At 68.2% G+C, this 25,618-nt stretch carries 21 protein-coding genes; 13 read left to right on the top strand and 8 right to left on the bottom strand.

Translation table 11 applies throughout. The annotated features are described in order from the left end of the window. Nucleotides 1-184 precede the first annotated feature (184 nt). Together C5C17_RS09805 and C5C17_RS09800 are read right to left on the bottom strand one after the other, a co-directional pair. On the bottom strand, nt 185-1,741 hold the full coding sequence (locus C5C17_RS09805; RefSeq protein ID WP_146079128.1) for a hypothetical protein: 1,557 nt from the start codon (nt 1,739-1,741) through the stop codon (nt 185-187). Between the two features lie 54 nt (nt 1,742-1,795). Further along, complete coding sequence (locus C5C17_RS09800; protein WP_104253231.1) at nt 1,796-2,338, bottom strand: murein hydrolase activator EnvC; 543 nt, start codon at nt 2,336-2,338, stop codon at nt 1,796-1,798. 309 nt (nt 2,339-2,647) lie between these two features. On the opposite strand from C5C17_RS09800, the gene rpsB reads away from it, so the two are divergent. The 11 genes from rpsB (at nt 2,648) to C5C17_RS09745 (ending at nt 11,307) form a co-directional block, all read left to right on the top strand. Beyond that, complete coding sequence (gene rpsB, locus C5C17_RS09795; protein ID WP_104253190.1) at nt 2,648-3,538, top strand: 30S ribosomal protein S2; 891 nt, start codon at nt 2,648-2,650, stop codon at nt 3,536-3,538. Between the two features lie 27 nt (nt 3,539-3,565). After that, nucleotides 3,566-4,396 carry a translation elongation factor Ts gene (gene tsf / locus C5C17_RS09790; protein WP_104253189.1) on the top strand — a complete coding sequence of 277 codons (831 nt, stop codon included), beginning with the start codon at nt 3,566-3,568 and terminating at the stop codon, nt 4,394-4,396. 150 nt (nt 4,397-4,546) lie between these two features. After that, complete coding sequence (gene pyrH, locus C5C17_RS09785; RefSeq protein WP_104253188.1) at nt 4,547-5,272, top strand: UMP kinase; 726 nt, start codon at nt 4,547-4,549, stop codon at nt 5,270-5,272. 120 nt (nt 5,273-5,392) lie between these two features. Further along, on the top strand, nt 5,393-5,947 hold the full coding sequence (gene frr / locus C5C17_RS09780; protein ID WP_104253187.1) for a ribosome recycling factor: 555 nt from the start codon (nt 5,393-5,395) through the stop codon (nt 5,945-5,947). Nucleotides 5,948-5,977: 30 nt separating this feature from the next. Further along, nucleotides 5,978-7,138, top strand: a complete 1,161-nt coding sequence (locus C5C17_RS09775) for a phosphatidate cytidylyltransferase (RefSeq protein WP_258066143.1) — start codon at nt 5,978-5,980, stop codon at nt 7,136-7,138. A 55-nt stretch (nt 7,139-7,193) separates the two neighbouring features. Then, a complete protein-coding gene (locus C5C17_RS09770) occupies nt 7,194-7,754 on the top strand; it encodes a DivIVA domain-containing protein (protein ID WP_244296327.1) in 561 nt (186 codons plus the stop codon). A 94-nt stretch (nt 7,755-7,848) separates the two neighbouring features. Beyond that, a complete protein-coding gene (locus C5C17_RS09765) occupies nt 7,849-8,457 on the top strand; it encodes a hypothetical protein (protein WP_104253185.1) in 609 nt (202 codons plus the stop codon). Nucleotides 8,458-8,538: 81 nt separating this feature from the next. Continuing rightward, on the top strand, nt 8,539-9,192 hold the full coding sequence (locus C5C17_RS09760) for a transglycosylase family protein (protein WP_104253184.1): 654 nt from the start codon (nt 8,539-8,541) through the stop codon (nt 9,190-9,192). A 140-nt stretch (nt 9,193-9,332) separates the two neighbouring features. Further along, complete coding sequence (locus tag C5C17_RS18770) at nt 9,333-10,091, top strand: transglycosylase SLT domain-containing protein (protein WP_219820497.1); 759 nt, start codon at nt 9,333-9,335, stop codon at nt 10,089-10,091. Between the two features lie 104 nt (nt 10,092-10,195). Beyond that, complete coding sequence (locus tag C5C17_RS18930) at nt 10,196-10,552, top strand: hypothetical protein (protein WP_258066139.1); 357 nt, start codon at nt 10,196-10,198, stop codon at nt 10,550-10,552. Further along, entirely contained in the window at nt 10,549-11,307 is a 759-nt protein-coding gene (locus C5C17_RS09745; protein WP_104253183.1) for an alpha/beta hydrolase, read from the top strand. The genes C5C17_RS18930 and C5C17_RS09745 overlap by 4 nt, the downstream gene beginning before the upstream one ends. On the opposite strand, the gene C5C17_RS09740 is transcribed toward C5C17_RS09745, so the two are convergent. From C5C17_RS09740 to C5C17_RS09730, 3 genes are all read right to left on the bottom strand, one after another. Continuing rightward, nucleotides 11,279-12,304: a putative zinc-binding metallopeptidase gene (locus C5C17_RS09740; protein WP_258066137.1), complete on the bottom strand. Its 1,026-nt coding sequence runs from the start codon at nt 12,302-12,304 to the stop codon at nt 11,279-11,281. The genes C5C17_RS09745 and C5C17_RS09740 overlap by 29 nt on opposite strands. Before the next feature lie 63 nt (nt 12,305-12,367). Next, nucleotides 12,368-13,414, bottom strand: a complete 1,047-nt coding sequence (locus tag C5C17_RS09735) for an AI-2E family transporter (protein WP_104253181.1) — start codon at nt 13,412-13,414, stop codon at nt 12,368-12,370. Between the two features lie 87 nt (nt 13,415-13,501). Next, nucleotides 13,502-14,995, bottom strand: a complete 1,494-nt coding sequence (locus tag C5C17_RS09730) for a DivIVA domain-containing protein (protein WP_104253180.1) — start codon at nt 14,993-14,995, stop codon at nt 13,502-13,504. Between the two features lie 333 nt (nt 14,996-15,328). Between C5C17_RS09730 and C5C17_RS09725 the strand changes: the two genes are divergently transcribed. Together C5C17_RS09725 and C5C17_RS09720 are read left to right on the top strand one after the other, a co-directional pair. Beyond that, on the top strand, nt 15,329-17,734 hold the full coding sequence (locus tag C5C17_RS09725) for a hypothetical protein (protein ID WP_104253179.1): 2,406 nt from the start codon (nt 15,329-15,331) through the stop codon (nt 17,732-17,734). Continuing rightward, nucleotides 17,727-18,707, top strand: coding sequence for a tetratricopeptide repeat protein (locus C5C17_RS09720; protein WP_104253178.1), 981 nt, complete (start codon nt 17,727-17,729; stop codon nt 18,705-18,707). The genes C5C17_RS09725 and C5C17_RS09720 overlap by 8 nt, the downstream gene beginning before the upstream one ends. Before the next feature lie 77 nt (nt 18,708-18,784). Here C5C17_RS09720 and glgB read toward each other — a convergent pair whose 3' ends face one another. From glgB to glgX, 3 genes are all read right to left on the bottom strand, one after another. Continuing rightward, nucleotides 18,785-20,989: a 1,4-alpha-glucan branching protein GlgB gene (glgB, locus tag C5C17_RS09715; RefSeq protein WP_104253177.1), complete on the bottom strand. Its 2,205-nt coding sequence runs from the start codon at nt 20,987-20,989 to the stop codon at nt 18,785-18,787. A 56-nt stretch (nt 20,990-21,045) separates the two neighbouring features. Then, complete coding sequence (locus tag C5C17_RS09710) at nt 21,046-23,325, bottom strand: alpha-1,4-glucan--maltose-1-phosphate maltosyltransferase (protein WP_258066134.1); 2,280 nt, start codon at nt 23,323-23,325, stop codon at nt 21,046-21,048. 81 nt (nt 23,326-23,406) lie between these two features. Next, the gene (gene glgX, locus C5C17_RS09705; RefSeq protein ID WP_104253176.1) at nt 23,407-25,539 is read right to left on the bottom strand and encodes a glycogen debranching protein GlgX; all 2,133 of its coding nucleotides are present in this window, start codon (nt 25,537-25,539) and stop codon (nt 23,407-23,409) included. Nucleotides 25,540-25,618: the final 79 nt, after the last annotated feature.

Here is a 25,618-nt window from a genome sequence, read left to right as displayed (position 1 = left end):
GGCTGGGGCGTGCGCGTCGCCGCGACGGGGAGCGGTCTGTCCGTCGCGGCGCGCATGCGCGGGTGTGCTTCTCATCCTGGGTATGGCGGCGCCTTTCTCGGGTTGGGCCCGCGGTCGGTTCTCTTGGCGCGAGCGGAGGGGGGATCACTCGAGCGCATCCGGTCGCTCGTGCTCGTGAGGGGTGTCAGGCTTGGTGTCGCCGGCTCAGGAATCCCCAGGCCAGTGCGAGCGCGCCGACGACGAGCGCGCCACCGCCGAGGAGGAGCGGCCAGCTCACGGCGCTTGCCCCGGTCTGGGCGAGCCACTCCGGCTGGGCGCTCGTCGGCGTTGTCGGTACTGCGGCCGCCGTGCCGGCAGGCATCGACGTGGGCGACGCGGACGGGGTGCGCGGTGGTGCAGCGGTTGATGCTGCTGTCGGCCTCTGCGAGGTGCTTGGGTCCGACGTCGGTGTGACGCTGGGTGTGCTCGAAGGTGTGCCCGCGTCTGTGGTGCTCTGGGGTACGGGCTTCGTGGTGGGTGCAGGCGGCTTCGCCGTTGGTGTTGTCGTCGGCGGAGCGGGTGAGGCGGGCGGTGGCGTCGTGATCGGACTGCTGCTGTGCGTCGGCGTGACGCTCGGTGCAGCTGTCTGGGTGGGTGTCGGTGTCGGCGTCGTGGTCGGTACCTGCGTCGTCGTCGGTGCTGCCGTCACGGATGGCGTTGGGCTCGGGATGCGCGGGGGAGCCGCGGTGCGCGTCGGCGTCGGCGTGGCTGTGGCTGTGGCTGTGGCTGTGGGGATCGGGGCTGGTGTCGGCACTCGGGGAACGCGGTCCTGGCCGACGGCGGTGAACTCGCCGGGGACAGTGCCTCCGCTGCTCCCGAGCAGTTGCGCGCCCGGGGTGTGGAGCAGCAGGATCTTCGCGGCCCATGGTTCCGACGGCGCGGTGACCTTCGCCGTCGCGCTGACCGTGACAGGGCCCCGCTCGAAGCCGGCGGGCACGACCACGATCGGTGATGCTTCCCCGACGGTGAGCGTCGCGGTGTCGGTTGCCGTGGACGCGAAGGTCGCGCCCGAGAGCACCACCGTGCCGGTGGCGCCCGAGAGGTCTGATGACAGCGTGACGGTGCCCTTCTTGGCATCGGCGGCGTCGGTGGTGAACTGCAGGCTCCCCGAGTGGTTCGCGAGGACTCGCGCTCCGACCTTCGTCGCCCCCTCGCGGATGGTCGCGAGCGTGCTGCTGACCTCGCCCCTCCGGTCCGCGGGTACTCGTCCGAGGTAGTGCTCGTCTCCGCTCGTCCCGTGGCTGGCGTAGCTGTCCGGGGCGGCGAGCGACCAGACGAACATCGCGACGGCGCTCGTCACGACGGGGTCAGCCGATTGCCCGTGCGTGGAGATCGCCCAGTTCACCCGTGCGGTGCTGTCGTCGCTCATCTGGAACTGCTGGCCGTCCACCACATCGCCTTTCGTGGTCTCGTCGAGCGGGCGTGGGAGCCACGGCTGCAGGCAGTACACGTTGTGTCCCTCGAAGCTGTAGGCGCCGATCCGCCCTTGCCCACCGTTCTGAGCATCGTCGAAGCCCGGGCCGTAGGCCGCCGCGCTCGCCGACTGCGCCCCCGAGAAGACGAGGAAGGTCGCGGCCATCGCGAGCATGACGATTCCGGCTCCGGCTCGCGACAGGCAGCCCAGGAGGGCGCGCGCCGCTCGATGCGGGTGAGGGGAGATGCCGTCCGCGGTTCGCGAGCGGCGTCGAGGAATAGGAGACATGTGGTGCCTTTCTGGTGGAGATGGTGTGGTCGCCGGCTGTTCACCGGCAGCTGTTCAACGGGAGAGGGGGAGCAGGACCGCGGCCCTCGGGCGGAGGGCATCGAAGGACGGCCCAGGGTCGAGGTAGACGCCCGCCAGGCGCAGGCCCACGTGCAGTGAGCCGTCCGGCGTATGTCGGTGATCGGGACTGAGCGTGCCGATGCGCTGCCCGGCCAGGACCGGAGCCCCCGGGTGGAGGTCGGAGACGACCGGCTCGTAGCTCGTCAGCGCTCCATCGGCATGCTGGATCGAGAGCACCGGGCGGTCGACGACGAAGCCGCTGAACCTGACGACCCCTGCCGCCGGGGCGACGACATCGCTCCCGGGTTCGGCGGCGATGTCGATGCCGCGGTGACCGGGGCCATACGGGGTGTCGAGTGCAAACGGGCGCGTGACCTGGGGTGAGGCCTCGACGGGCCACCGCCACCCGCCCGGCTCGCCCGAGACGTGCGGTGCCGTCATCAGGTTCGTGCTGCCGATGAGCACCGTGATGAACAGCACTCGGAGGATCCGGGCCCTGCGGGTGGTGATCTGTCGGAGCGGCGATGGGCGGTGCATGCAGTCATGGTGCTTGCCCACGAAGCAGCTCGACGGGTGACGTCAGCTGCCTGTGGACGACACCTGTCCCCAGGCGCGGGAACAACGGAGTCGAGCGTGCCCCGCTGTTCCGCGCGACACTCCGCGTGTGTAGACTGTGCCCAGCAGCCCGCCCAGCGGGCTGACTTCGCGTGCCCATCGAGGCGTGCATCCATCGGTCTCTCGCATTGCGGTGTGAGAGCGGATGCGCGTTGGGTACCAGGCTGTGCGGCCGCCGGTCGCAGAGAACAACCGCGCGCAGCAATGCGCATTCCACAAGGGAGAACGACCATGGCAGTCGTCACCATTCGCCAGCTGCTCGACAGCGGCGTCCACTTCGGGCACCAGACCCGTCGCTGGAACCCGAAGATGAAGCGCTTCATCTTCACCGAGCGCAGCGGCATCTACATCATCGACCTCCAGCAGTCGCTGGGCTACATCGATGCTGCATTCGACTTCGTCAAGGAGACGGTCGCCCACGGCGGCACCATCCTCTTCGTCGGCACGAAGAAGCAGGCACAGGAGTCGATCTCCGAGCAGGCGACGCGCGTGGGCCAGCCCTACGTGAACCAGCGCTGGCTCGGTGGCCTCCTCACCAACTTCGGCACCGTCCAGAAGCGCCTCAACCGTCTCAAGGAGCTCGACCTCGTCGACTTCGACGACACCACGCGCGGCTTCACCAAGAAGGAACTCCTCATCCAGCGTCGCGAGCGTGACAAGCTCGAGAAGTCGCTCGGTGGTATCCGCAACCTCTCGAAGACGCCTTCGGCGCTCTGGGTTGTCGACACCAAGAAGGAGCACCTCGCGATCGACGAGGCCAAGAAGCTCGGCATCCCGGTCATCGCGATTCTCGACACGAACTGCGACCCGGACGACGTCAACTACCCGATCCCGGGCAACGACGACGCCATCCGCTCCGTTGCACTGCTCACGCGTATCATCGCCGACGCCGCGGCTGAGGGCCTGATCCAGCGCCACCAGAAGCCGACCGAGGGTCAGGCCGAGGTCGAGCCGCTCGCCGAGTGGGAGAGCGACCTGCTGCAGGGCGACGCTCCTGCTGCTGAAGCGGTCGTCGAGGCACCTGCCGAGGCCGCTGAGGCCGAAGCAGCAGCTGAGCCCGCTGAGGCGACCGAGTCCGCTGAAGCGGTCGAGGCTGTCGAAGCCGTCGAAGAGTCCAAGTAACTTCAAGCACTAGGGAGAACCCCACACATGGCTAACTTCACCCTCGCTGATGTCAAGGAGCTGCGCGAGCAGCTCGGTACTGGCATGGTCGACACGAAGAAGGCGCTCGAAGAGGCCGACGGCGACAAGGAAAAGGCCGTCGAGATCCTCCGCCTCAAGGGTGCGAAGGGCAACGCGAAGCGCGCTGACCGCTCCACCAGTGAGGGCCTCGTCGCCGCGAAGGACAACGGAAACGGCACCGCGACGCTCATCGAGCTCGCAACCGAGACCGACTTCGTGGCGAAGGGCGACAAGTTCATCGCCCTCTCCGAGAAGGTGCTCGATGCTGTGGCCGCCGCTGGCGCGTCGACCCTCGAGGAGGCGCTCGCCGCCCCCGTCGATGGCACGACCGTCAAGGAGACCATCGACGGAGTCGCTGCGATCCTGGGCGAGAAGATGGAGCTCCGCAAGGTGGCTCTCCTCAAGGGAGCCAACTTCGAGATCTACCTGCACCGCACCTCGCAGGACCTGCCACCGCAGGTCGGCGTCGTCGTGGCGTACGAGGGCGACGATGCGGCTACGGCTCGCGGCATCGCCCAGCACATCGCGATGTTCGACCCCCAGTACCTCACTCGTGAGGACGTCCCTGCCGAGGCAATCGACAAGGAGCGGGTCATCGTCGAGGAGATCTCGCGGAGCGAGGGCAAGCCTGAGGTTGCCCTGCCGAAGATCATCGAAGGACGCCTGACCGGCTTCTTCAAGCAGATCGTGCTCCTCGAGCAGGACTACGCTCGCGACAACAAGCAGACCGTGAAGAAGATCGCTGACGCCGCAAACGTCAACGTCGTCGACTTCGGTCGCATTCGAGTCGGCGCGTAACGCCAGACGTTCACGAATTCGGGGCCGGATGCAACTGCATCCGGCCCCGTTTCGCGTCTCTGGCCAGCAGGGCGGGAGCCCGCCTGAGACGTGTGCCCGCTCGGCACAAGGTAGGCTCGTGGACGATCAGCGACCCCACAAGGAGCACACATGTCACCACAGGCCCCGCGCAGACGCGTTCTCCTCAAACTCTCTGGCGAAGCGTTCGGTGCAGGCAAGATGGGTGTCGATCCGGAGGTGCTCACGAGCATCTCCAAGGAGATCGCCGCTGCTGCACGCGACGTGGAAGTCGCCATCGTCGTCGGAGGCGGGAACTTCTTCCGCGGCGCGCAGCTCGCCAACGCCGGCATGGACCGCGCACGAGCTGACTACATGGGCATGCTCGGCACCGTCATGAACGCCCTCGCGCTGCAGGACTTCATCGAGCAGGCAGGAACCCCCGCCCGCGTCCAGTCGGCGATCGAGATGCGGCAGGTCGCAGAACCGTACATCCCGCTGCGCTCGAAGCGTCACATGGAGAAGGGTCGCGTCGTCATCTTCGGCGCGGGTGCAGGCCTCCCGTACTTCTCGACCGACACGGTCGCCGCTCAGCGCGCCCTGGAGGTCGGAGCTGACGTGGTGCTCGTTGCGAAGAACGGCGTCGACGGTGTCTACACCGCGGACCCCCGACGTGACGAGACTGCGGAGCTGCTCCACTCGGTCACCTACCAGGATGCGCTCCAGCGTGGCCTCAAGGTCGTCGACTCCACGGCCTTCAGCCTCTGCATGGACAACGGCATGGACATGCGCGTGTTCGGCATGAGCCCCGAGGGCAACATCGCCCGCGCGATCCTGGGCGAGGACATCGGAACGCTCGTCACGTCGAGCCTGGACTAGCCGCCGCGCCAGGCACCGCCAGCCCGCGACAATTTCGTCAGCACGCCGCGCCCTCGCGCGTAGCGTGCGCATCCCACCACCTCGGTAGGATGATGCAGAACGCCCTGGAAAGGACACCCCGTGATCAACGACGTGCTCACTGAGACCAAAGACAAGATGGCGAAGGCTGTCGACCACGCGAAGGAAGACTTCTCCACGGTGCGGACCGGGCGTGCGAACCCGCAGCTCTTCACGAAGATCCCCGTCGACTACTACGGCACGGCCACGCCGCTCGAGCAGCTCGCCTCCATCGCGGTGCCTGAGGCCCGCGTGCTGGTCATCACGCCCTACGACAAGTCGGCGCTGAAGGAGATCGAGAAGGCGATCGTCTCCCGCCCGAACCTCGGCGTGACGCCGAGCAACGACGGCAACCTCATCCGAGTCGTCATGCCGGAGCTCACGGCAGACCGTCGCAAGGAGTACGTGAAGCTGGTTCAGACGAAGGCCGAGGAAGCCCGCGTCGCTGTCCGCAACATCCGCCGCAAGGCGAAGACCGACCTCGAAGCGCTCAAGGACGAAGTCGGCGAAGACGACATCACCCGCGGCGAGAAGGAACTCGAGACGTTCACGAAGGCGCACATCGACCGCATCGACGAGGCTTCCAAGCACAAGGAAGCCGAGCTCCTCGAGGTCTAATCGCTCGTGTCGACGACTGGGAGTGACGGGGTGGACCCCGGCGAACGTCCGGACCCGGAGGTCCGGGACTCGGCGACGGAGTCCGAAGCGCATGAGGCGTCCAGCGCCTTCGGCCCGGCTGCCGGTGAGGGCGGCGCGGAGCCCGTCGTCGGGGAACCGGTGGCATCGCGTGAGCTCCCCACCCTCTCTGACGGTGAGCTGGCCCCGCCGCTGGCGCCGCTCCGCTCCCAGTCGCGACTCGGTGACACCGGCGCGAACATCCTCCACGACCTGGAGTCGAGAGCCCAGAATGCGCGGACGCAGGTGCGAGAGCAACGCGACAAGCTGCGCGCGCGCAACGACGCGATCAACGCCCGCAGCGGGCGCAACCTGGCCTTCGCGGTGCTGTTCGGGGTGGTCCTCGGCGGGCTGCTGCTGTCGAGCCTGATCTTCATCAAAGAGCTGTTCATCCCGTTCGCGATCGCCATGGTCGTCTTCGCGACGATCGAGCTGGCGAGCGCGATGCGCGGAGCCGGTCGCGACGTGCCGCGCATCCCGCTCGTCGCCGCGGCGGTCGCCATCATCCCGGCCGCCTACTTCCTCGAGGTCGTCGGTCAATGGATCGCGCTGCTGGTCGGCGTGCTGGTCGTCACCTTGTGGCGGCTCGTCGAAGCCTCCGTCTCCAGGGATCGTCCGCCTCGAAAGGCGGTCTGGGCCGATTTCCTGGCCGCTGCGCTGATCCTCATCTACGTCTCGTACCTGGGCTCGTTCACGGTGCTCCTGACGGCTCAGGAAGACGGCCAATGGTGGGTGCTCGGCTTCCTCATCATCGTCGTGGCGGTCGACGTCGGCGCGTACGTCTTCGGGCTCAACTTCGGCAAGCACAAGCTCGCGCCGAAGATCAGCCCAGGGAAGACCTGGGAAGGGTTCGCGGGTGCGGCGCTGACCTCCGTGGTCGTCGGCATCCTCGTGAGCCTGTTCCTCCTCGACCAGCAGTGGTGGTTCGGCCTGATCATGGGCCCGCTGCTCCTGATCACGGCCACCGCCGGGGACCTCACGGAGTCGATGATCAAGCGCGACCTGAAGATCAAGGACATGAGCTCCTGGCTGCCGGGTCACGGCGGTTTCTTCGATCGCATCGACTCGATCCTCCCCTCGGGGGCTATGGCCTTCGCACTGTATTTCTGGAGCGCCGACTCGACGCTCTGGTAGTGCCCCGCCGGGGAGCCTGCGCCATGTTCGCCCACGATGCGGCAGAATGGTCGGCGTGAGCAGCACTTCATTCCCTCTGGCACCTCGTGGCACCCTCGGCTACGACGCCGAAGAGGTCGACCGTGCATTCCGCGTCGCCCGGCAGCGCTACGACAACTTCGACAACGGCACGCAGGGCAAGCGCCTGTCCACGAGCAGCATCCGCCACACGGCGTTCACGATGCGCAAGGGCGGGTACTCCGCCCCACACGTGGATGCGGCGCTCGAGCGTCTCGAAGACGCCGTCGCCATCCGCGAACGTGATGAGCACATCGAGCGTGTCGGCCGGGAGGTCTTCCTCCGCGAGACCAAGACGACGGCCCGCGCGGTGCTCGCGCGACTGCGCCGCGAGGACGGTGAGCGCTTCGACCGCGTCTCCGTCCTGCAGCGCGGGTACGACGTCAAAGAGGTGGACGAGTTCTCGGGTCGTCTCGCCGACTTCCTGCGTGGCGGCACGGCGATGTCGTTGCGCGAGGTCAGGGGAGTGGCGTTCACGCCGAAGCGCCACGGCTACAAGGAGACGCAGGTCGACCTTCTCATCGACGCGGTCATCGATGTCATGCTGGCGATTCGTTAGGTTCTCCTCGCACCTCCACTTGGCCTGAGCGTTGTCAAATCGTGACCTTCCCGTTACGATTGCCGGGTCCCCTTGACCCGTCGGATGGAGCTCCATGCCGGAACCCACTGCAACGCGCGGTGAGCGTGCGCGCCAGCGGCGACAGCAGCGCGCGAAGCGCCGCGCCGCGATCTTCGGGTCCGCGGCCCTCGGCGTCGTCGCAGTCGGAGCGATCGCCGTAACGACGCTCACGGGCGCAGGAGCCACCGCCTCAGCGGATGCCTCCATCGGCCCGAACCTGCAGGAGCTGTCGCAGGAGCAGGCTCAGGCGTACGCGGTCCTGGCTGTCTCAGGCGAGACCTCGCAGGGCACCGCCATCGACGACCGGGGCTTGGGAGTCAGCATCGACGTCGTGCCGACCGATCCAGCGTCGCTCAAGAAGATCACCGAGGAGATGGTCAAGTCCCAGTACGGCTGGGGCCCCGACCAGATGTCCTGCCTTGACAAGCTCTGGATGAAGGAATCCGGCTGGAACTACCTGGCTGAGAACGCCGAATCCGGTGCCTACGGCATCCCCCAGTCCTGGCCCGCCGAGAAGCTCGCCACCATGGGAGCCGACTGGAAGACGAACCCGATCACGCAGATCAAATGGGGCATCGACTACATCGACCGAGCGTGGGGCACCCCCTGCGCAGCCTGGAACCAGCACAACGGCTCCTACTGAGTCCTGGGGAGCTGCTCGGCCTGGCCGCAGCACCGCCGCAGTTGAAGACCGCGCACACGCGAACCACCTGGGAGTACCCGCATGACCACGACTGAAATCCGCACCGGCTCCACCCGGGCCTCTCGGCCCGCCGGCCTCGGCCGCCGCATCGGCGCTCGTGTCGTCGTGCCGACCCTGGCCGGGCTCGCGATCGCGGCCCTCGCGGTGACCGCGACGGTGCAGCTGGGCGCCCAGAACGATGGTGAGAGCGGGGTGCTCTCCGTTGCATCCGTCGACGAGCTCACCGTGGCGGGCGCACAGGGATACGCCGTGAGTCTCGTCTCGGCAGTCGATGAGTCGCAGGCCTCCGACGCCCGCACGAGCGACATCGCGAGCATCGTCGTGACCACGCCGACACCGACCCCCACGCCGGAGCCCGAGCCCGAGCCCGCTCCGGCGCCCAAGGCACCGTCGCCGGACACCAGCTCGTCCGGCGGCAGCTCGTACGAAGAAGCGAACGTGTCGTCCGACCCCAGCGTGGATGCGACGCTCGCGCGCATCGCGCAGTGTGAGTCCGGCGGAAACCCGGCCGCCGTGAACCCTGCCGGCTACTACGGCCTCTACCAGTTCTCGATCCCGACCTGGCAGTCCGTTGGCGGGACGGGCCTCCCATCTGAGGCCTCCGTCGAAGAGCAGACGATGCGCGCGAAGATGCTGCAGGCCAAGGCCGGCTGGGGTCAGTGGAGCTGCTACTAGGCTGCCAGTCAGCCTTGCGCGACTCCCGCAGCGTCGCAACTCGGCCAGCGCGTGCCCGACCGGCTGACGCCGCTTTCGTTGCCATTCCGTGACCATTCCGTTATCCTCGGTGAGTCCCTAGTTCCAACCCCGGGAGATCAATGACCACGTTGCAGCGAACCGGCTCGACGCGAGCAGCGCGTCCGACAGCCGCACGACGCTCACGGGCGAAGATCATCGTCCCTATCGCAGCGAGCACCGCAGTCGGTGCACTGGCGCTCACCGCCGTCCTGCAGGCTGGCGTCGCCGGAGGCGCTTCGCCGGCGCTGGCGATCGCGCCGAGCGTCGCAGATCTCACCGCTGCCGGTGCTCAGGGATACCAGGTCAGCCTCGTATCGGCAGTCGAGGCTCAGGGCGAGGAAGCAGTTGCTGACGAGGGCACCGCAGCCCCGAACGCTGAACCCCGCAGCAACGACCTTGCCGGCATCGTCGTGACCACCCCGACGCCCACGCCGACTCCCACCCCGACGCCGACTGAAGAGGAGTCCAGCTCCTCGTCGTCGTCATCCTCCTCCTCGTCTTCCTCGTACAGCAGCCCCGACTACGTCGCACCGGATCCAGGCACGTCGAAGGCCGTGGCCGCCAACATCGTCGCGTCGATGGGCTGGGGGACCGGCGAGTTCGCGTGCCTCGAGAAGCTGTGGCAGCGAGAGTCCGGCTGGAACGCCGCCGCCGAGAACCCGTCGTCCGGTGCCTACGGCATCCCGCAGTCGCTGCCAGGCAGCAAGATGGCCACCCACGGTTCCGACTGGCGCACGAACCCCGCGACGCAGATCCGCTGGGGCATCGACTACATCAAGGAGCGCTACAGCACGCCGTGCGGCGCCTGGGCTCACTCCGAAGCCAAGAACTGGTACTGAGACGCCCGGCGCCCCGAGCGCACAGCAGACGACGCCGCGTGACCTCCGGGTCACGCGGCGTTGTCTGTCGGTCCGGTGCGGGCCGACTTCCTAGAATGGTCGGCATGCCCCGCTCGAACCGCTCCCGCCGCCAAGGCGGGGAATCCTCGTCCCGAGCGAGGGGCGGGCGGGCGGCGAAGCGGCAGCAGGCCGCCGCGGATCGAGCCACAGGGGCGGCTGACGAGCTCGAGCACCTGCGCGACGGGTGGCGGCGCACCGAGGTGCGCCGTGGCGTCCCATACACCGTGCAGCCCATCTCCGCAGTGCGAGCCGTCAAGGACTACGTCTGCCCCGGCTGCCCGAACCCTGTCAAAGCCGGCGTCGCTCACGTCGTCGTCTGGCGCGCAGAGGGCATCCTCGGCGACGAGCAAGCCCTGGCGGCGCGCCGCCACTGGCACAACCACTGTTGGAGGATGGCGTGACTGAAGCATCGAAGACCCCCACGGAAGCCACCACGGTCGAGATCAGGAGCGGCACGGAACTCCCCGCACGCCGCGAGGAGATCGAGCTGCGCACGAGCGACGGCCTCACGCTGGTCGGCGAGCTGGCGCTGCCGCTCGACCGGGCGCCGGTCGCCACACTGGTCACCCTGCATCCGCTGCCGACTGCCGGCGGGTTCATGGACTCGCACGTGCTCCGCAAGGCGTCCCTTCGACTCCCCGCCCAGGCGGACCTCGCCGTGCTCCGCTTCAACACTCGAGGCACCACGTCTCCCCGCGGCACGAGCGACGGGGAGTTCGGGGATGGCGAGACGGAACGAGCCGACGTGGAGGCGGCGATGACGTTCGTCCGCGAGCGTGGGCTGCCGAACCCGTGGCTCGTCGGCTGGTCCTTCGGCACCGAGCTGGCGCTCAAGCACGGCCGCGAGCACCCCGATGTCCAGGGGCTCATCCTGCTCTCCCCGCCCCTGCGCCGCACGAGTCAGACCGAGCTGGACCGCTGGGCGGACGCGACCATTCCCGTCGTGCTCGTCGTCCCGGAGCATGACGACTTCCTCAAGCCGGATGAGGCGGCGGAGCGTATCGCCCACCTCCCCAACCTGGAGCTGGTGCCCGTCGACGAGGGACGGCACCTGTGGGTGGGGGAGAAGCAGACGAAGCGCGTGCTGACGGAGATCGTGCAGCGCACGAACCCCGCTGCCCTTCCGCTCAGCTCGTTGTGGCCGAGCGGCGAGTGATGCGCGTCACGATGCGGTGCATGAAGCCGAGCTTGACCTCGGTTGGGGCGTTCAGCACGAACGGGTAGAGGTCGTTCTGGCCCATCGCCCGGCTGAAGCGGTTGAGCAGGAGCGAGACCTCGTGCCAGTCGGCGAGAACCCGCTCGATGGGCTCCTCGGTGTAGTCGATGAGGGGCGTCGTCGACGGCTGCAGGTGCACGTTCGACGCAGCCGCCGTCCACAGTGAGCCGAGGATGTGCAGGTAGTGCGCGAAGGTCTCCGCGAAGTCTTCCCAGGGGTGCATCGTCGCGTACTCGGAGATGAACGACGCCGACCACCCTTCCGGTGCTCCGAGCCGGTAGTGGTGGTCGAGCGCCTCACGGTAGCTCGCTCGCTCGTCGCCGAAGAGCTCGCGGCACTCGGAGAGCAGCACCTCGTCATCGAGCAGGATCGACTGGTAGTAGTGCCCGATCTCGTGCCGGAAGTGGCCCAGCAGGGTGCGGTACGGCTCGCCGAGACGTACGCGGAGCGCCTCACGGTGCGCATCCAGTGTCTCGGCCAGGTCGATTGTGATGATGCCGTTCGCGTGCCCGATCGTCACCCGCTGGCCTGAACTCCGGCTGGAGAGCAGGTCGAAGCCAAGGCCGCCCTCGCGTTCCGCGTAGCTCTCGATGGGCAGCCGCAGGTGCAGACACTGCGCGAGCAGGCGACGCTTGTCCGCGTTGGCCTCCGCGAGCTTCTCGAGCGCAAGCGTGTCGTCGAGATCCGGGCGCCTGCGAACGAGACGACATGACAGGCATGATGCCGTGGCGATCCCGTCCTCCACGAGCCAGTTGCACTGCCAGTCTCGGTTGCCGCATGTGCGCCAGAGCCTGCCCTCGATGAGCACGGGGCCGCCGCTCACGTCGACGAAGACCTGGGTCTCGTCGTGGAACGCGATGGGTGTCGCACACGCTGCGCAGGACAGCGATTCGAGCATCACGAGCGACGCGCAACGGGGGCACTTGATGCTCTGCACGCCTCGAATCATAGGCCCGCGAGGAGCCGTCGCCTCGATGTGCGCCCGAACTCGCCGACGGAGCTATCGCTCGTTCTGTGCGGGGATCCAGACCTGTTTGACGATGAGGAGGATCGCTGCGGCGATCGGGATGGCCACGAGGGCTCCGAGCAGGCCGAGCAGCGTGCCGCCGGTCAGGGCTGCGATCACGACGATCGCTCCAGGCACCTGCACGGCCGAGCTCATGATGCGCGGGCTGATGAGGTAGGCCTCGACCTGCATGTAGATGACGTAGTAGATGGCCGCCATCCACCAGACGCTGCTGTCGACGGGCATGAGCGCCAGCTGCAGCAGCACGATGATGATCGATGCGGAGAGCGTGCCGACGAGCGGGATCAGCGAGCCGAGGAACGCGATGACCGCGAACACCGCAGGCATCGAAGCGCCGATGATCGACAGGAACGTGAAGGACAGGATGCCGTTCGCAAGGCCGAGCGCCAGCTGACCGAGCACGAACTTCCCGACGGACGCGGTGATCTGCTCGGTCAGCTCAGCCGTGCGCGCCCGGCGAGAGGCCGGCAGCAGCTGGTAGAAGCCGCGCTTGATGCTGTTCATGCTCGAGACGAAGTAGAGCATGAGGATGAAGACGATGAGCACGCCGAAGAAGGCATTCACGATGCCGAAGCCGACCTCGAGCACGCCACCGCCGATGGTGGCGAGGTTGTTGCGCAGCCACTCGAGTGCGTCGGTGACGAACTCCTGCGCCTGCAGATCAGGGAAGCGCTCGTCGACCCACTCGATGACATTCGAGCCCGCGAGGTCGTTCACGATGGACGTGTAGCGGGCCGAGAGCTGCTCGACCTGCGTCGAGATGCTCGGGATGAGGGCCCAGACGACGAGCCCCAGCGCGATCGCGGCACCGCCGAGGGACGAGATGATCGCAGCCCATCTCGGCCACCGGTGGCGCTCGAGGAAGGCGATGATCGGCTCGAAGCCGAGCGCGAGGAACAGTGCGGCGCCGATGTAGGTGAGGATCGTGCTCAGTGAGGCGATCATCCCGCCGAGCACGAGGGCGACCAGGACGCCGATCGTGGCGATGAAGCCGAGCCTGAACGGATTCTCGATGCGCATGCGGTGTTCCCCCTGATCGGATCCCGGCCGGAGACCGGGATCCGATTCTAGACGCGCGGTGCCGCCTCAGCTCGCGCCGCGCGCGGGTCAGCGCTGGCGGGGTGCGCCGCGCTTCTGGTTGGCGGTCTGGCCGCGGTTCTGGCCGCCGGCCTGGGCAGCAACCGGGGCCTCTTGATCGGTGGCCTCGTCCGCCGACGCGTCCGCGTCGTCCGATGTGCCCTCCGCATCTGCGTCCGACTCCTGCTGCGCGCCGCCGCTGGACAGCGCGAACGCGTGGGCTTCGGCCCCGGCTGCGTCGTCACCCGAGGCCGGAGCCTCGTGCGCCGCCTCTGCAGGACGCTTCGTGATCTGCTCGTCCGCCTCCGGCAGGCTGAAATCGGTGCGCGAGAATGCCCGCTTGAGCTGGTCCAGGTAGCTCTGCACCTGGTCGCGCTCCTCGCGGAGCTCGGAGAGGCGCTGCTCGGCGTTGTCGAGCAGGCTCTTCGTGTGCTGCTCCACCTCGGTGTTGCGCTCGCGAGCCTGCTTGTTGCTGGTCTCGAGGAGATCGGCTGCCTTGCGCTCCGCCTGGTCCTGCGTCTCCTGCGCCCGGCGCCGTGCATCCGCCATGATCTTGCCCGCCTCGCGGCGGACCTGCTCGCTGCGCTGGTTCAGATCGGCCAGCTGCTCGGTGGCATCGTCGATGAGCTTCTTCGCCGCGGCCTCCGCCTTCCGGCCGGCGGCGACGAGCTGCTGCTCGAACGCGTTGCGTCGCTTGGAGAGCTCGACATCGAGCTCCGTGCGCTTCGCGTTGAGCTCCCGCACGGAGCCCTCGCGGAGTGCATCGATCTCACCCTTCGCGAGCTGCCGCGCGGCCTCCTGCTCGTGCTCCATCTGCGTGCGACGAGCGGCGGCCTCGCGCTCGAAGTCGGCCCGCACCTTGTCCATCTCGCGCTGGCGTTCGGCGAGTCGCGCCGCGGACTCCGCGATCTCGTTCTCGACAGCCTGGCGCTTGGTCGCGAGCTCCTCGTCGACGGATGCGCGCAGCGCGCTGATCTCGAGGTCGGTGGAGTGCCGCAGCTCGCGGAGCTCGGTCGTGACCTGATCCTTGACGGTCTCGATCTCGCGCTCCTGGTTGGTGCGGGTGAGGTCGGCCTCCTGCTTCGCGTTCTCGAGCAGGCTGTCAGCTTCCGAGCGGGAGTCGCTCAGGACGCGTGAAGCCCGCACATCGGCCTCCCGAGTGACACGCTCTGCGTAGTCGTTCGCCTCCTGGTGGATGCGTGCGGCGTTCCGGTGGGCCTCGCTCAGGATCTTGTCCGCTTCGCGCTGGGCTTCGGCGGTGAGCTTCTGCGCCTGCTGCTCAGCCGTCGCGAGCGTGCCGGCCAGCTTCGTGCCGAGCCCCGAGTACGTGGGGTTGCCGACCTCGTTGAGCTCCGTCTCCAGCTGCTTGATGCGGGTGCGCATGGCGGCGATCTCACGGCTCGCGCCGGAATCCTGATTCCCGGCCTGGGCGAGCTGGGTGCGCAGCGACCTGATGACCTCGTCGACCTCTTCGCGGTTGTAACCGCGCATCGCTGTGTTGAAGTTGATGTCGTCGAATGCCAAGAACGCCTCCGCGTGAGTCAGGTTGCACGTGCGCGACCACCGCGTGCGCACGTGGTGAAGTCTAGACGGCGGGTGGGTGACGGAGCCTGATGAGGGACGGAATGGCGGCTGGAACCCGCTCGGAAAGTTCGAGGTTCGCTCTCCGCGAGACCGGACTTTGGCCCTTTTCCCGGCTGACACCGGCGTATTCCAGGGGAAGTGCGGACACGGTGCGTTAGATTGAGGGGTCGAGAGTCGCCATGAACCACATGGACGACGACGGCACCCTCGCGAGAGGAGCACGTCGAGCGCACAAACGATGCACGGCGCAATCACTCGAGAAGGAGTCACTCAGTGAGATTCATCCTAGCCGCGATCGCATTCCTCGGAAGTGCGGCGCTGCTTGTCGTCGGCTGGCTGCAGGTCACGGAAGCGAGGGCCGCCGACTCGGTCGAGGCGGCCGGAACGCTGACCCAGGAGTCCCCGTTGCTCGTCATCCCGAGCGACACGCTCATCGAGCATGCCGGCACGCAGACCATCACGATCAGCGGCGACGGGCCCATCCGCGTCGCGATCGGACGTCAGGCCGACATCGCAGGCTGGGTCGGCACGACCCAGCACGAGATCGTCACGCTCGACGACACGAGCGGCGCGCTGGTCTTCACCCCCGGTGAGGCATCGGCTGACGAGACGACAGCGCCGAGCATCCTCGGCAACGACCTCTGGTTCCAGGAGTACGAGGGTGACGGCGAACTCGAGCTGCAGCAGACCCTGCCGGTCGGCTTCGCGCTCCTCGTGCAGTCCGACGGCGAGTCGCCTGCGCCGAGCCAGGTCTCCATCTCCTGGCCGCTCGACGGACGCGCGCCCATGGCCGGTCCGCTCCTGCTCGGCGGTGGAGTGCTCCTGCTGATCTCCCTCGGCCTCCTGCTCTGGGCACTGCTGAGCATGCGCCGGCGCTCCAAGCCCCAGCGCCAGGCTCACGAGGAACTCGAACCGGAGGTCTCCTCGGAGGCTCCCGCGGTCGGCGAGGCCGCAACGACGCCTGCGTTCGCCTTCGGGCGTTCGGCTCCGAGCGCCGACGACGGGCTCGATGCCGTGGATGTGGACCCGGTCGAGCAATCGCAGAGCGTCGTCGCGGCCTCGGTCAGGCTCTCCGAAGGCCACCAGACCGAGCCCGCAGACGAGAGCTCCGCTGCCGTCGCAGCAGACCAGCAGCCCGTCCACGCTTGGGCACCTCCCACGGCTGCGGATGAGCCATCGCGCCAGACAGACGAACCCGCCTTCCCCTCGTTCCGGGCTCCGAGCGCAGAAGCTCCCGTTCCTGTCTCCGCACCTGCGGCCGATGGAACGCCGGTGGCCGTCGACGACCCGTTCAGCTGGAGCGCCCCATCCACGCCCTCCGAGCATGAAGCTGAGACTGTCGACGCCGCTCCGCTCGCCCAGCCAGACGCTCACGCCGAGGCAGCACCCGCGGCTGCGTCGACGGGCGAGGACCGACCCGAGCCATCCACGAAGGATGACGGGGACGAGCACGACGACAACTCCTCGGATGCGGGAGAGCCGCCATCGGGTGGCGCCTCCGGGTCAAACCCTGAAGCCTCTGCAGACGGCGCGCCGGCCGCAGAGCCCCAGCAGTGGCGCCGGCCCCGCGGGCGGGACCGCAGCCAGGCCCCGAAGCGCCTCTTCAGGCTCATCCCGGTGCTGCTCGTCGGGTCGATCGCCCTCACCGGCTGCTCGGCCGACCTGTGGCCGGAGCAGTTCGGTGGATCCACCAGCGCACCGACGACCCCGACCCCGACCTCATCCATCGACCAGGCGCTCCTCACCGAGGGCGAAGCCCTCCCGGCCGTGAACGCGCAGCAGCTCACCGAGATTCTCGACGACGCCGCGCGCCTCGCCCAGGAGGGTGATGCCGCCAACAACCCGGACGGGCTGAAGCCACGCTTCACGCAGGCCGCGTACCAGGAGCGAGCGGCCGAGTACCAGGCCAAAGCGGCAGACAACGCCCTCCCGGGCCCAGTCGCGTTCCCCACTGGCGAGGTCGTCTACGCCGTTCCGCAGGCGTCAGACGCCTGGCCGAAGTCGATCTTCGTGGTTCGCGAAGCCGGGGGAGAGACCCCGACGGCACCGTTCGGGATCATGCTGACGCAGTCCAGCGCGCGCGACACCTACAAGGTCGCCTCCATCGTTCAGCTCACCCCTGATGTCACGCTGCCGGAAGCCGCTCCGGCTGAGATCGGCGCCCCAGGCATCGACGGACTCGAGCAGCCGCTCGTCATCGCACCGGAGGAGCTCGCCGCGGCCTACGCAGATGTCATCAGCAACGGTGACGGCTCCCAGTTCGCCGCCTTGTTCTCTCCTGACGGCGACTCGCTGCGCACACAGATCTCCGAGGCTCGTGCGGCGGTCTCCGGCGAGATCGACGCGAACGCCGCACGCATCGAGTTCCAGACGCGGCCGACCGACGACCCGCCATTCGGTGTGCAGACGCTCGACGGCGGGGCGATCGTCGCCGTCTCGATCGAGGAGGTCGAGAAGCTGAGCGCGCGTACCCAGCTCGCGACCCTCAGCGTGCAGGGACGCACCGCGGCCCTGGCAGGCGCAAGCTCCTCCTCACTGGGATTCGAGACCCTCTACACGAACCAGCTCATGTTCTACGTGCCGTCTGAAGCGACAGGCGGCGCAGTCCAATTGCTCGGCTTCGCCAACACCATGACCGGCGCACGCCAGCTCAACGCGAACGAGGTTACCTATGGCTGAAACCCCACCGCTCAACCCAGCAAGTCTCTACGGAGCAGTTGATCTCTCCTCGCTCGTGCAGCGCGCGAGCGCTCCGGCGGGTCAGGCCCCGCAAGCCCAGGCCGGTGGGACCCCTGGCCAGGCCGCCGCACCCGCCGCCGGAGAGCCCGTTGCGACCCTGCCTGACATCGTGGTCGACGCCGACGAGCAGACGCTCGAGCAGTTCATGCAGCTCTCGCAGTTCCTGCCCGTCATCGTCGAGATGCACGCGGCCTGGTCCAGCGATGCGCAGGCGCTCTCGCCGGTGCTCGCCAAGATCGTCCGCGGGGCTGAGGGGCGGGTCGTGCTCGTGCGCGTCGACCTGGATGCTCACCCTCAGCTCGGTCAGCAGCCGCAGGTCATCGCCATCATCGGCGGTCGCCCGCTGCAGCTGTTCTCCGGCAACCCGCCTGAGGAGCAGATCACGCAGATCGTCGGCGAGATCCTGCAGGTCGCAGCCCAGCAGGGCCTGACCGGCCATGTCGCCGTGGATGGGGCACCGCAGGACGACGCGGAGGCGCAGGAGCCTGCCGCGCCGCCGCTGCCGCCGTTGCACGCGGAGGCCTTCGAGGCGCTCGAGCGCGGCGACTACGCGGCCGCCGTGGACGCCTACGAGCGCGCTCTCGCTGAGCGCCCCGCCGACGACGAGGCTCGAGCTGGTCTCGCGCAGGTTCAGCTCCTCGTGCGCCTCCAGGGCAAGACGCTCGAAGAGATCCGGCAGCGCGCTGCAGCCGCGCCCGACGACCTCGACGCGCAGCTGGACGTCGCCGACCTGGACCTGTCGGGTGGGCACATCGACGACGCCTTCGATCGCCTCCTCACGCTGTTCCCGAAGCTCGACGCCGAGGGGAAGACGACCGTTCGCGAGCGCCTCCTCGACCTGTTCCTGGTCGTCGGTGTCGCCGACCCGCGCGTCGGCGCGGCACGTGCGAGGCTCACGAACCTGCTGTTCTGACGTCGCGGCGAGACGACGACGAGGCCCGGATGCGATCAGATCGCATCCGGGCCTCGTCGTCGCTGCGCGCGGGCCGATCAGCCCTCGTACTTGAACCAGACCGCGGCGAGCGGGGGCACGGTGACGGTGGCCGACTGCGCGAACCCGTGCGAAGGGGTCTCCTCGGTCGTGACGGAGCCGTAGTTGCCTGCACCCGATCCCGCGTAGGTCTCGGCGTCGGTGTTGAGGACCTCGGACCAGCGACCGGCGTGCGGCAGTCCGAGGCGGTAGCCGCTGATGACCTGGTTCGAGAAGTTGAAGATCATCGCGACGTCGGGGCTTCCGTCGAAGCCGCGGCGCGCGAATGCCAGGACGCTGTTGGCCGCGTCGTCGCCGCTCAGCCACACCATGCCGGCGGGGTCGTCGTCGCGCTGCCACAGCGCGCCTTCGTTCTTCGCGAGCCGGTTGAGGTCGCCCACGAGCCGCTGCACACCGGCGTGGCCCGGGTTGTCCAGCTGCCACCAGTCGAGGCCGCGGGACTCGCTCCATTCGGTCTGCTGCGCGAATTCCTGCCCCATGAAGAGCAGCTGCTTGCCCGGGTGGCCCCACTGGTAGGCGAGGAAGAGGCGCGTGCCTGCGAGCTTCTGCCATTCGTCGCCCGGCATCTTCGAGTACAGGGAGCCCTTGCCGTGGACGACCTCGTCGTGGCTGATGGGGAGCAGGAAGCGCTCGCTCCATGCGTACACGAACGAGAAGGTCAGGTCGCCCTGGTGATGCGAACGGTAGATCGGGTCGCGCTCGACGTAGCGGAGGCTGTCGTTCATCCAGCCCATGTTCCACTTGAGCCCGAAGCCGAGGCCGCCCCACTCGGTCGGCTTGGTCACCCCGGCCCAGCTCGTCGACTCCTCAGCGATCATCGCGATGCCCGGGTAGAGCTTGTAGGCGGTCGCGTTGACCTCCTGCAGGAAGGCGATGGCCTCGAGGTTCTCGCGTCCGCCGTGGATGTTCGGCACCCACTCCTCGCGCGAGTAGTCGAGGTACAGGATGGATGCCACGGCGTCGACCCGGAGCCCGTCGATGTGGAACTCCTCCAGCCAGTAGAGCGCGTTGGCGACGAGGAAGTTGCGCACCTGGGAGTCGCCGAAGTTGAAGACCTTGGTGCCCCAGTCCAGCTGCTCGCCCAGGCGCGGGTCGGCGTGCTCGTAGAGCGCCTGCCCGTCGAACTCCGCGAGGCCGAAGCTGTCCTTGGGGAAGTGCCCTGGCACCCAGTCCATGATGACGCCGTAGCCAGCCTGGTGCAGTCGGTCGATGAGGTAGCGCAGGTCGTCTGGCGAGCCGAGGCGCGACGTCGGCGCATAGTACCCGGTGACCTGGTAGCCCCACGAGCCGCCGAAAGGATGCTCGGCGAGCGGCATGAACTCGACGTGCGTGAACTCGAGGCCGTCGAGGTACTCGACGAGCTGGTCGGCGAGCTCGCGGTAGCCGAGGCCAGGCCGCCAGGACATCGCGTGCAGCTCGTACGTGGTCATGGGGCCCGTGTGCGGGTCCTTCTGCGCGCGGGCGCTCATCCAGTCGCCGTCGCCCCACTCGTAGGTGCTGGGGGTCGCGATGACGGATGCGGTCTGCGGTGGCTGCTCGGCGTGCAGCGCGAGCGGGTCTGCCTTCTCCACCCATTCGCCTGACGCGGTGCGGATCTGGAACTTGTAGGTCTCGTGCGGCGAGACGCCGGGCACGAAGAGCTCCCAGATGCCGAGGGCGTCGAGGCGGCGCATCGCGTGGGCTCGCCCGTCCCAGCCGTTGAAGGAGCCGATGACCCGGACTGCCTGGGCGTGCGGTGCCCAGACGACGAACGAGGTGCCGCGGACGGGTGCGTGGGTGCCCCAGTGCTCGCGGTGGTGGGCGCCGAAGACGTGCCAGAGCCGCTCGTGGCGACCTTCACCGAAGAGGAACTGGTCGACCTCCCCGACGACGGGGAGGAACCGGTACGGGTCGTCGACCGTGTGGGGAACGCCGTCCGTGTAGACCGTCTCGATCTGGTAGTCGTCGAGGCCGTGCTCGTGTGCGCCCTGCCAGATGCCGTGGGCGAGGTGGTGCAGCTCGACCCGTTCGCCGCTCGAGGTGAGGATCGCGGTCACACGCTCGGCGAGGGGGCGTCGCGCGCGGATGACCGTGCGCCCGTCTCCCTGCAGGTGCTGCCCGAGGATCGCGTGCGGTCCCGAGTGCGTGCCGTCGGCGACTGCGCGTAGCTCACCATCGGGGATGCTGGTCGTCACTGGGGCCGCTGGCTGGAGTTCGTCGGTCATGGTGTTTCCGTTCTCGAGATCGTTCGGCCGCGCCTCGGGCGCGGCCGAACGACGGGTCAGAGTGCCGAGTGCCTGACGCGCAGGATGTGCGCAGGGAGGGTGGAGGGGTCGAGGCGCACGTAGTTCGCGCCGCCCCAGATCCACTCGTGCCCGCTGAGGAGATCTTCCACGCCGAACTCCGTGTCGGCCGCGAAGCCGAACTTGGTCTGGTCGATGTAGACCGTCGCCTCCTCGATGCCGGAGTGGTTGAGGTTCACCGCGACGATGACCGTGTTGGAGACGCCGTCTGGGGAGTACTCGGCCGACAGGTGCTTGGAGAAGACGAGCACGTTCTCGTTATCGCTGAACTGCACCTCGAAGTTGCGCAGCTGCTGCAGTGCCGGGTTCGCGCGCCGCAGCTCGTTGAGCTTCGTGAGGAGCGGGGCGAGCGAGTAGCCGCTCGCCTCCTGGGCGGCCCAGTCGCGCTGCTTGTACTCGTACTTCTCGTTGTCGATGTTCTCTTCCGAGCCGGGACGGGCCACGTTCTCCGCGAGCTCGAACCCGGCGTAGACGCCCCAGAGCGGCGAAGAGGTGGCCGCGACGATGGCGCGGATCTTGGCAGCGTTCCGTCCGCCCTGCTGCAGGTACTCGGTGAGGATGTCCGGGGTATTGACGAAGAAGTTCGGGCGAAGGAAATCGCTCGACTCCTTCGAGACCTCGGTGAGGTACTCCTCGAGCTCGGTCTTCGTGTTGCGCCACGTGAAGTACGTGTAGGACTGCTGGAATCCTGCCTTCGCGAGCGCGTGCATGATGGCCGGGCGGGTGAATGCCTCGGCGAGGAAGATGACCTCCGGGTGCTTGGCGTTCACCTCGTGGATGAGCCACTCCCAGAACTGCAGCGGCTTCGTGTGCGGGTTGTCGACCCGGAAGATCTTCACCCCGAGCTCGATCCAGTACTCGACTGTTTCGAGGACCTCGGCGTAGAGGCCGTTGCGGTCTCCGTCGAAGTTGATCGGGTAGATGTCCTGGTACTTCTTCGGCGGGTTCTCGGCGTAGGCGATGCTGCCGTCCGGCAGCTGCGTGAACCAGTCCGGGTGCTCGGCGACCCAGGGGTGGTCAGGCGTCGCCTGCAGCGCGAGGTCGAGGGCGAGTTCCATGCCGCTCTTCTCGATCTCGCTGACGAAGTACCGGAAGTCCTCGACCGTGCCGAGGTCGGGGTGGATGTCGCGGTGCCCGCCCTCTGCGGCGCCGATTGCCCACGGCGAGCCGGGGTCGCCGGGTTCTGTCGTGAGCGAGTTGTTGGGGCCTTTGCGATTGGTGCGGCCGATCGGGTGGATCGGGGGCACGTAGAGCACATCGAAGTTCATGGCGGCGACTGCGGGGACCCGCTCGGCTGCGGTTCGGAAGGTGCCGGAGGTCCAGCTGCCGTCCGCCGCCTGGGTCGCCCCTTCCGACCGCGGGAAGAACTCGTACCAGGCCGCGTTCCCGGCGAGGGCGCGGTCGACTTGGATGCTGCGCTTGGCGGAGCTCGTCACGAGGGAGCGCACGGGGTGCGCCTCGATGACCTCGAGCACGTCGTCGGCGAGGAGGGACGCGAGACGGAAGGACGCGGAACGCGACGTGAAGCGCGACGCGGTCGCCGCATCCCGCAGCACGGCGCTCTGATGGCTGGTGAGCTCGGGGTTGGTGGCAGCGCGGTCGACGACCTGCGCACCGAGCTCGAGCATGACGTCGACGTCGATGCCGGCGGGGATCTTGATCTCCGCGTTGTGCTGCCAGGTGGCGAAGTCGTCGTTCCAGGCCTCGATCCACCACTCGTGGGTGCCCGCCACCGTGACCTGCGCCTCGGCAAGCCAGGAATCGGTGCCCTTGGGGCCAGGGCGCATGCGGATGCGATCCGGCTGTGCGCCAGGTGCGGTCAGCGCGAGCTCGACGCCGATGATGTCGTGCCCCTCGCGGAAGGAGACGCAGGAGAACGGGACGACGTCTCCGACGTATCCCTTCGTGGGGAAGAGGTTGTCGACGAGCTGCGGCTGCAGGTCGAGGATCGGGATGCGCCCGATCGCTGGCACGTACCCGGAGCCGGGGAACTGGTCGCCCGTCGGCGGGAGCGCCGTCGCGACGGCGGCTGCGGCCGCGGGCTTCGCCGCCGGCGCCTTCGGTCTGCGCGCACGCGTCACCTTGGCGGGAGCCTGCACGACCGGCGCTGGCTCGCCGGTCGACGCGGCGGTCTCGCTCGTAGCCGACGCCGCCTCCGGAGTCGGGGCAGCCGTCGCCGACGCGCTCACTCGCTTGGCGGTCGCCCGACGCGGGCGGCTCGGTGGAATCTGGTCTTCTGACGCTGGTGTCGTTGCCACAACCGAACGCTACCAACACCCACCCGCAACGGGGCTGTCCGCGTGTCACGGAATGTGAACGTCGTCCCGCACGGTGTCCGATCAGATGTGGTGGTGCGCGTGCTCCACATCCACCGCGTACACCTGCACCGAGGGACCCGCCAGACCGGAGAGCTGTCCTGGGACCAGCACGCGGCTCGAGCTGAGCGCCTCGTCTGGGTGCTCGTGCGTCGAATCCCAGAGCAGACGGTAGCCCGTGACCTCGTCGACGGCGGGAGCCCGCAGCGCCGCGTCATCCTCGCTGCCGTGGATGACGAGGAGAAGCCGGTCGACGAGCATCCGCTCGCCGTCCACGAGGACCGCGTCACCCGTGAAGTCGGCGTCGGCCTCGGGGATGTAGGCGTCGAGCAGCACCTGCAGGGTGCGGCCGCCCGGCCCCTGCCATGAGCCGTCGCCCATGGGATTGCCGAGCGCGTCGAACCACCGTCGCCTCGTCCCGTGCTCGCTGAGCGCGTGCCCGTGGTTGAAGCTGCTCGGGCGCAGCACCTGGTGCTTCCCCCGCAGCTCGATGAGTCGCCGCGTGTGCGCGAGCTGAGCCAGCTGGATCTCGCTGAGGTCCCAGGAGAACCAGGTGAGCGGCGAGTCCTGGTTGTAGGGGTTGTTGTTGCCCTTCTGCGACCTCGCGACCTCGTCGCCGGCTGTGAGCATGGGGACGCCCGCGCTCAGGAGGACCGTGCTCAGCAGGTTGCGCATCGAGCGGCGGCGCAGCGTCTCGATGCTGCTGCTCTCGCTCGGCCCCTCCACTCCGAAATTCCACGAGCGATTGTCGCCGGTGCCGTCGCGACCGAGTTCCGCGTTCTGCAGATTGTGCTTGACGTTGTAGGAGACGAGATCACGCAGCGTGAAGCCGTCGTGCGCGGTCACGAAGTTCACCGAGGCCAGCGGGCCGCGGTCATCGCTGAACATGTTGGAGGAGCCGGCGAGCGACGTGCTGAAGGCGCCAGCACCTTCGGGGTGGACGCCTGAGCTGCGCGCCTCGGCGATGTCGCGCACCCAGAACGACCGGGCGTGGTCGCGGAAGCTGTCGTTCCACTCAGACCAGTCCTCCGGGAAGTTGCCCGTCTGCCAGCCGCCCATGCCGACGTCCCACGGCTCGGCGATGAGCTTCGTGTCCGAGAGGCGCTCGTCGTTGACGATGGCCTCGAGCAGCGGGTGGTGGCGCTCGAAGGCGTGGTGCGCGTTGCGTCCGAGTGTCGCCGCGAGGTCGAAGCGGAAGCCGTCGATGCGGAACTCCTCGACCCAGTAGCGGAGCGAGTCGATGATGAGCTCGCGCACGATCGCCTCAGACGTGTCGAGCGAGTTGCCGCATCCGGTCTGGTCGACGGGGTTGCCGTGCATGTCGTGGCGGTAGTAGGTGGCGTTGTCGAGACCGCGGAACATGGACGTCTCGTCGCCACGGCCGCCCTCGGACGTGTGGTTGTAGACCACGTCGAGGTAGACCTCGATGCCGGCGGCGTGGAGGTGCTTGACCATGCCCTTGAACTCGCGGGAGATGGCATGCGGGCCCGCGGCGCGGGCGCCGGGGGAGGCGTAGTCGGCGTGCGGGGCGAAGAAGCCGAGCGTGTTGTAGCCCCAGTAGTTCGCCATGCCCTGGCGTCGAAGGAACGACTCGGAGGCGAACGCGTGGACCGGCAGCAGTTCGACGGCCGTGATGCCGACGGACTGGAGGTAGGCGATCGTGTCCTCGTGCGCGAGGCCCGCGTAGCTGCCGCGCAGGTGGTCCGGCATGTGCGGGGCGAGCTGTGTGAACCCCTTGACGTGCGCCTCGTAGACGACGACATCGCGCAGCGGCAGCAGGGGCGCACGCACGGTTCCCCAGTCGAACGGCTCAGACTCGACGACCTGCGCCGTCCAGATGGGCACGGCGACGGTGCCGACATTCGAGACCTGCCTGGCGTACGGCTCGACGAGCAGTCGGTGCTTGTCGAAGGCGCTGGTGCCGGTCGTCGGCCCGTCTGCGCGCACCGCGTATCGCTGGCCGTTCACGAGCTCGTCGCACTCGGCCTGCCAGATGCCGCCGGGCATGCTGGCCATCTCGACGGTTCGCGTGACGGTGCCGTCGGCGTCGATGAGGCAGAGGGTCATCGCGGATGCGTGCGCCGAGAACACGCGGAGGCGCGCGATCCCCTGATGGTGGGTGACGCCGAGGTCGGAGCGGGTCTGTGAGTCGAGCATGAGGCCTAAACTGTTCGAATTGAATGGTCGGCGCCGCACGGCGGCTGCACGGACCGTGTGCGTGCGCGCTCTGGTGCGC

It is taken from the genome of Pseudoclavibacter sp. RFBA6 (genome assembly GCF_002931575.1).
GTDB classification, from domain to species: Bacteria; Actinomycetota; Actinomycetes; order Actinomycetales; family Microbacteriaceae; genus Pseudoclavibacter; species Pseudoclavibacter terrae.
The sequence above is the reverse complement of the archived record's forward strand: the minus strand, read 5'-3'. Positions and strand labels throughout refer to the sequence as shown.

Bases quoted from the DNA above. Each gene is read 5' to 3' on its own strand.
- C5C17_RS09805 (WP_146079128.1), bottom strand. From the start codon at position 1,741: ATGTCTCCTATTCCTCGACGCCGCTCGCGAACCGCGGACGGCATCTCC.
- C5C17_RS09800 (WP_104253231.1), bottom strand. From the start codon at position 2,338: ATGCACCGCCCATCGCCGCTCCGACAGATCACCACCCGCAGGGCCCGG.
- rpsB (WP_104253190.1), top strand. From the start codon at position 2,648: ATGGCAGTCGTCACCATTCGCCAGCTGCTCGACAGCGGCGTCCACTTC.
- tsf (WP_104253189.1), top strand. From the start codon at position 3,566: ATGGCTAACTTCACCCTCGCTGATGTCAAGGAGCTGCGCGAGCAGCTC.
- pyrH (WP_104253188.1), top strand. From the start codon at position 4,547: ATGTCACCACAGGCCCCGCGCAGACGCGTTCTCCTCAAACTCTCTGGC.
- C5C17_RS09765 (WP_104253185.1), top strand. From the start codon at position 7,849: ATGCCGGAACCCACTGCAACGCGCGGTGAGCGTGCGCGCCAGCGGCGA.
- C5C17_RS09760 (WP_104253184.1), top strand. From the start codon at position 8,539: ATGACCACGACTGAAATCCGCACCGGCTCCACCCGGGCCTCTCGGCCC.
- C5C17_RS18770 (WP_219820497.1), top strand. From the start codon at position 9,333: ATGACCACGTTGCAGCGAACCGGCTCGACGCGAGCAGCGCGTCCGACA.
- C5C17_RS18930 (WP_258066139.1), top strand. From the start codon at position 10,196: ATGCCCCGCTCGAACCGCTCCCGCCGCCAAGGCGGGGAATCCTCGTCC.
- C5C17_RS09735 (WP_104253181.1), bottom strand. From the start codon at position 13,414: ATGCGCATCGAGAATCCGTTCAGGCTCGGCTTCATCGCCACGATCGGC.
- C5C17_RS09720 (WP_104253178.1), top strand. From the start codon at position 17,727: ATGGCTGAAACCCCACCGCTCAACCCAGCAAGTCTCTACGGAGCAGTT.
- glgB (WP_104253177.1), bottom strand. From the start codon at position 20,989: ATGACCGACGAACTCCAGCCAGCGGCCCCAGTGACGACCAGCATCCCC.
- glgX (WP_104253176.1), bottom strand. From the start codon at position 25,539: ATGCTCGACTCACAGACCCGCTCCGACCTCGGCGTCACCCACCATCAG.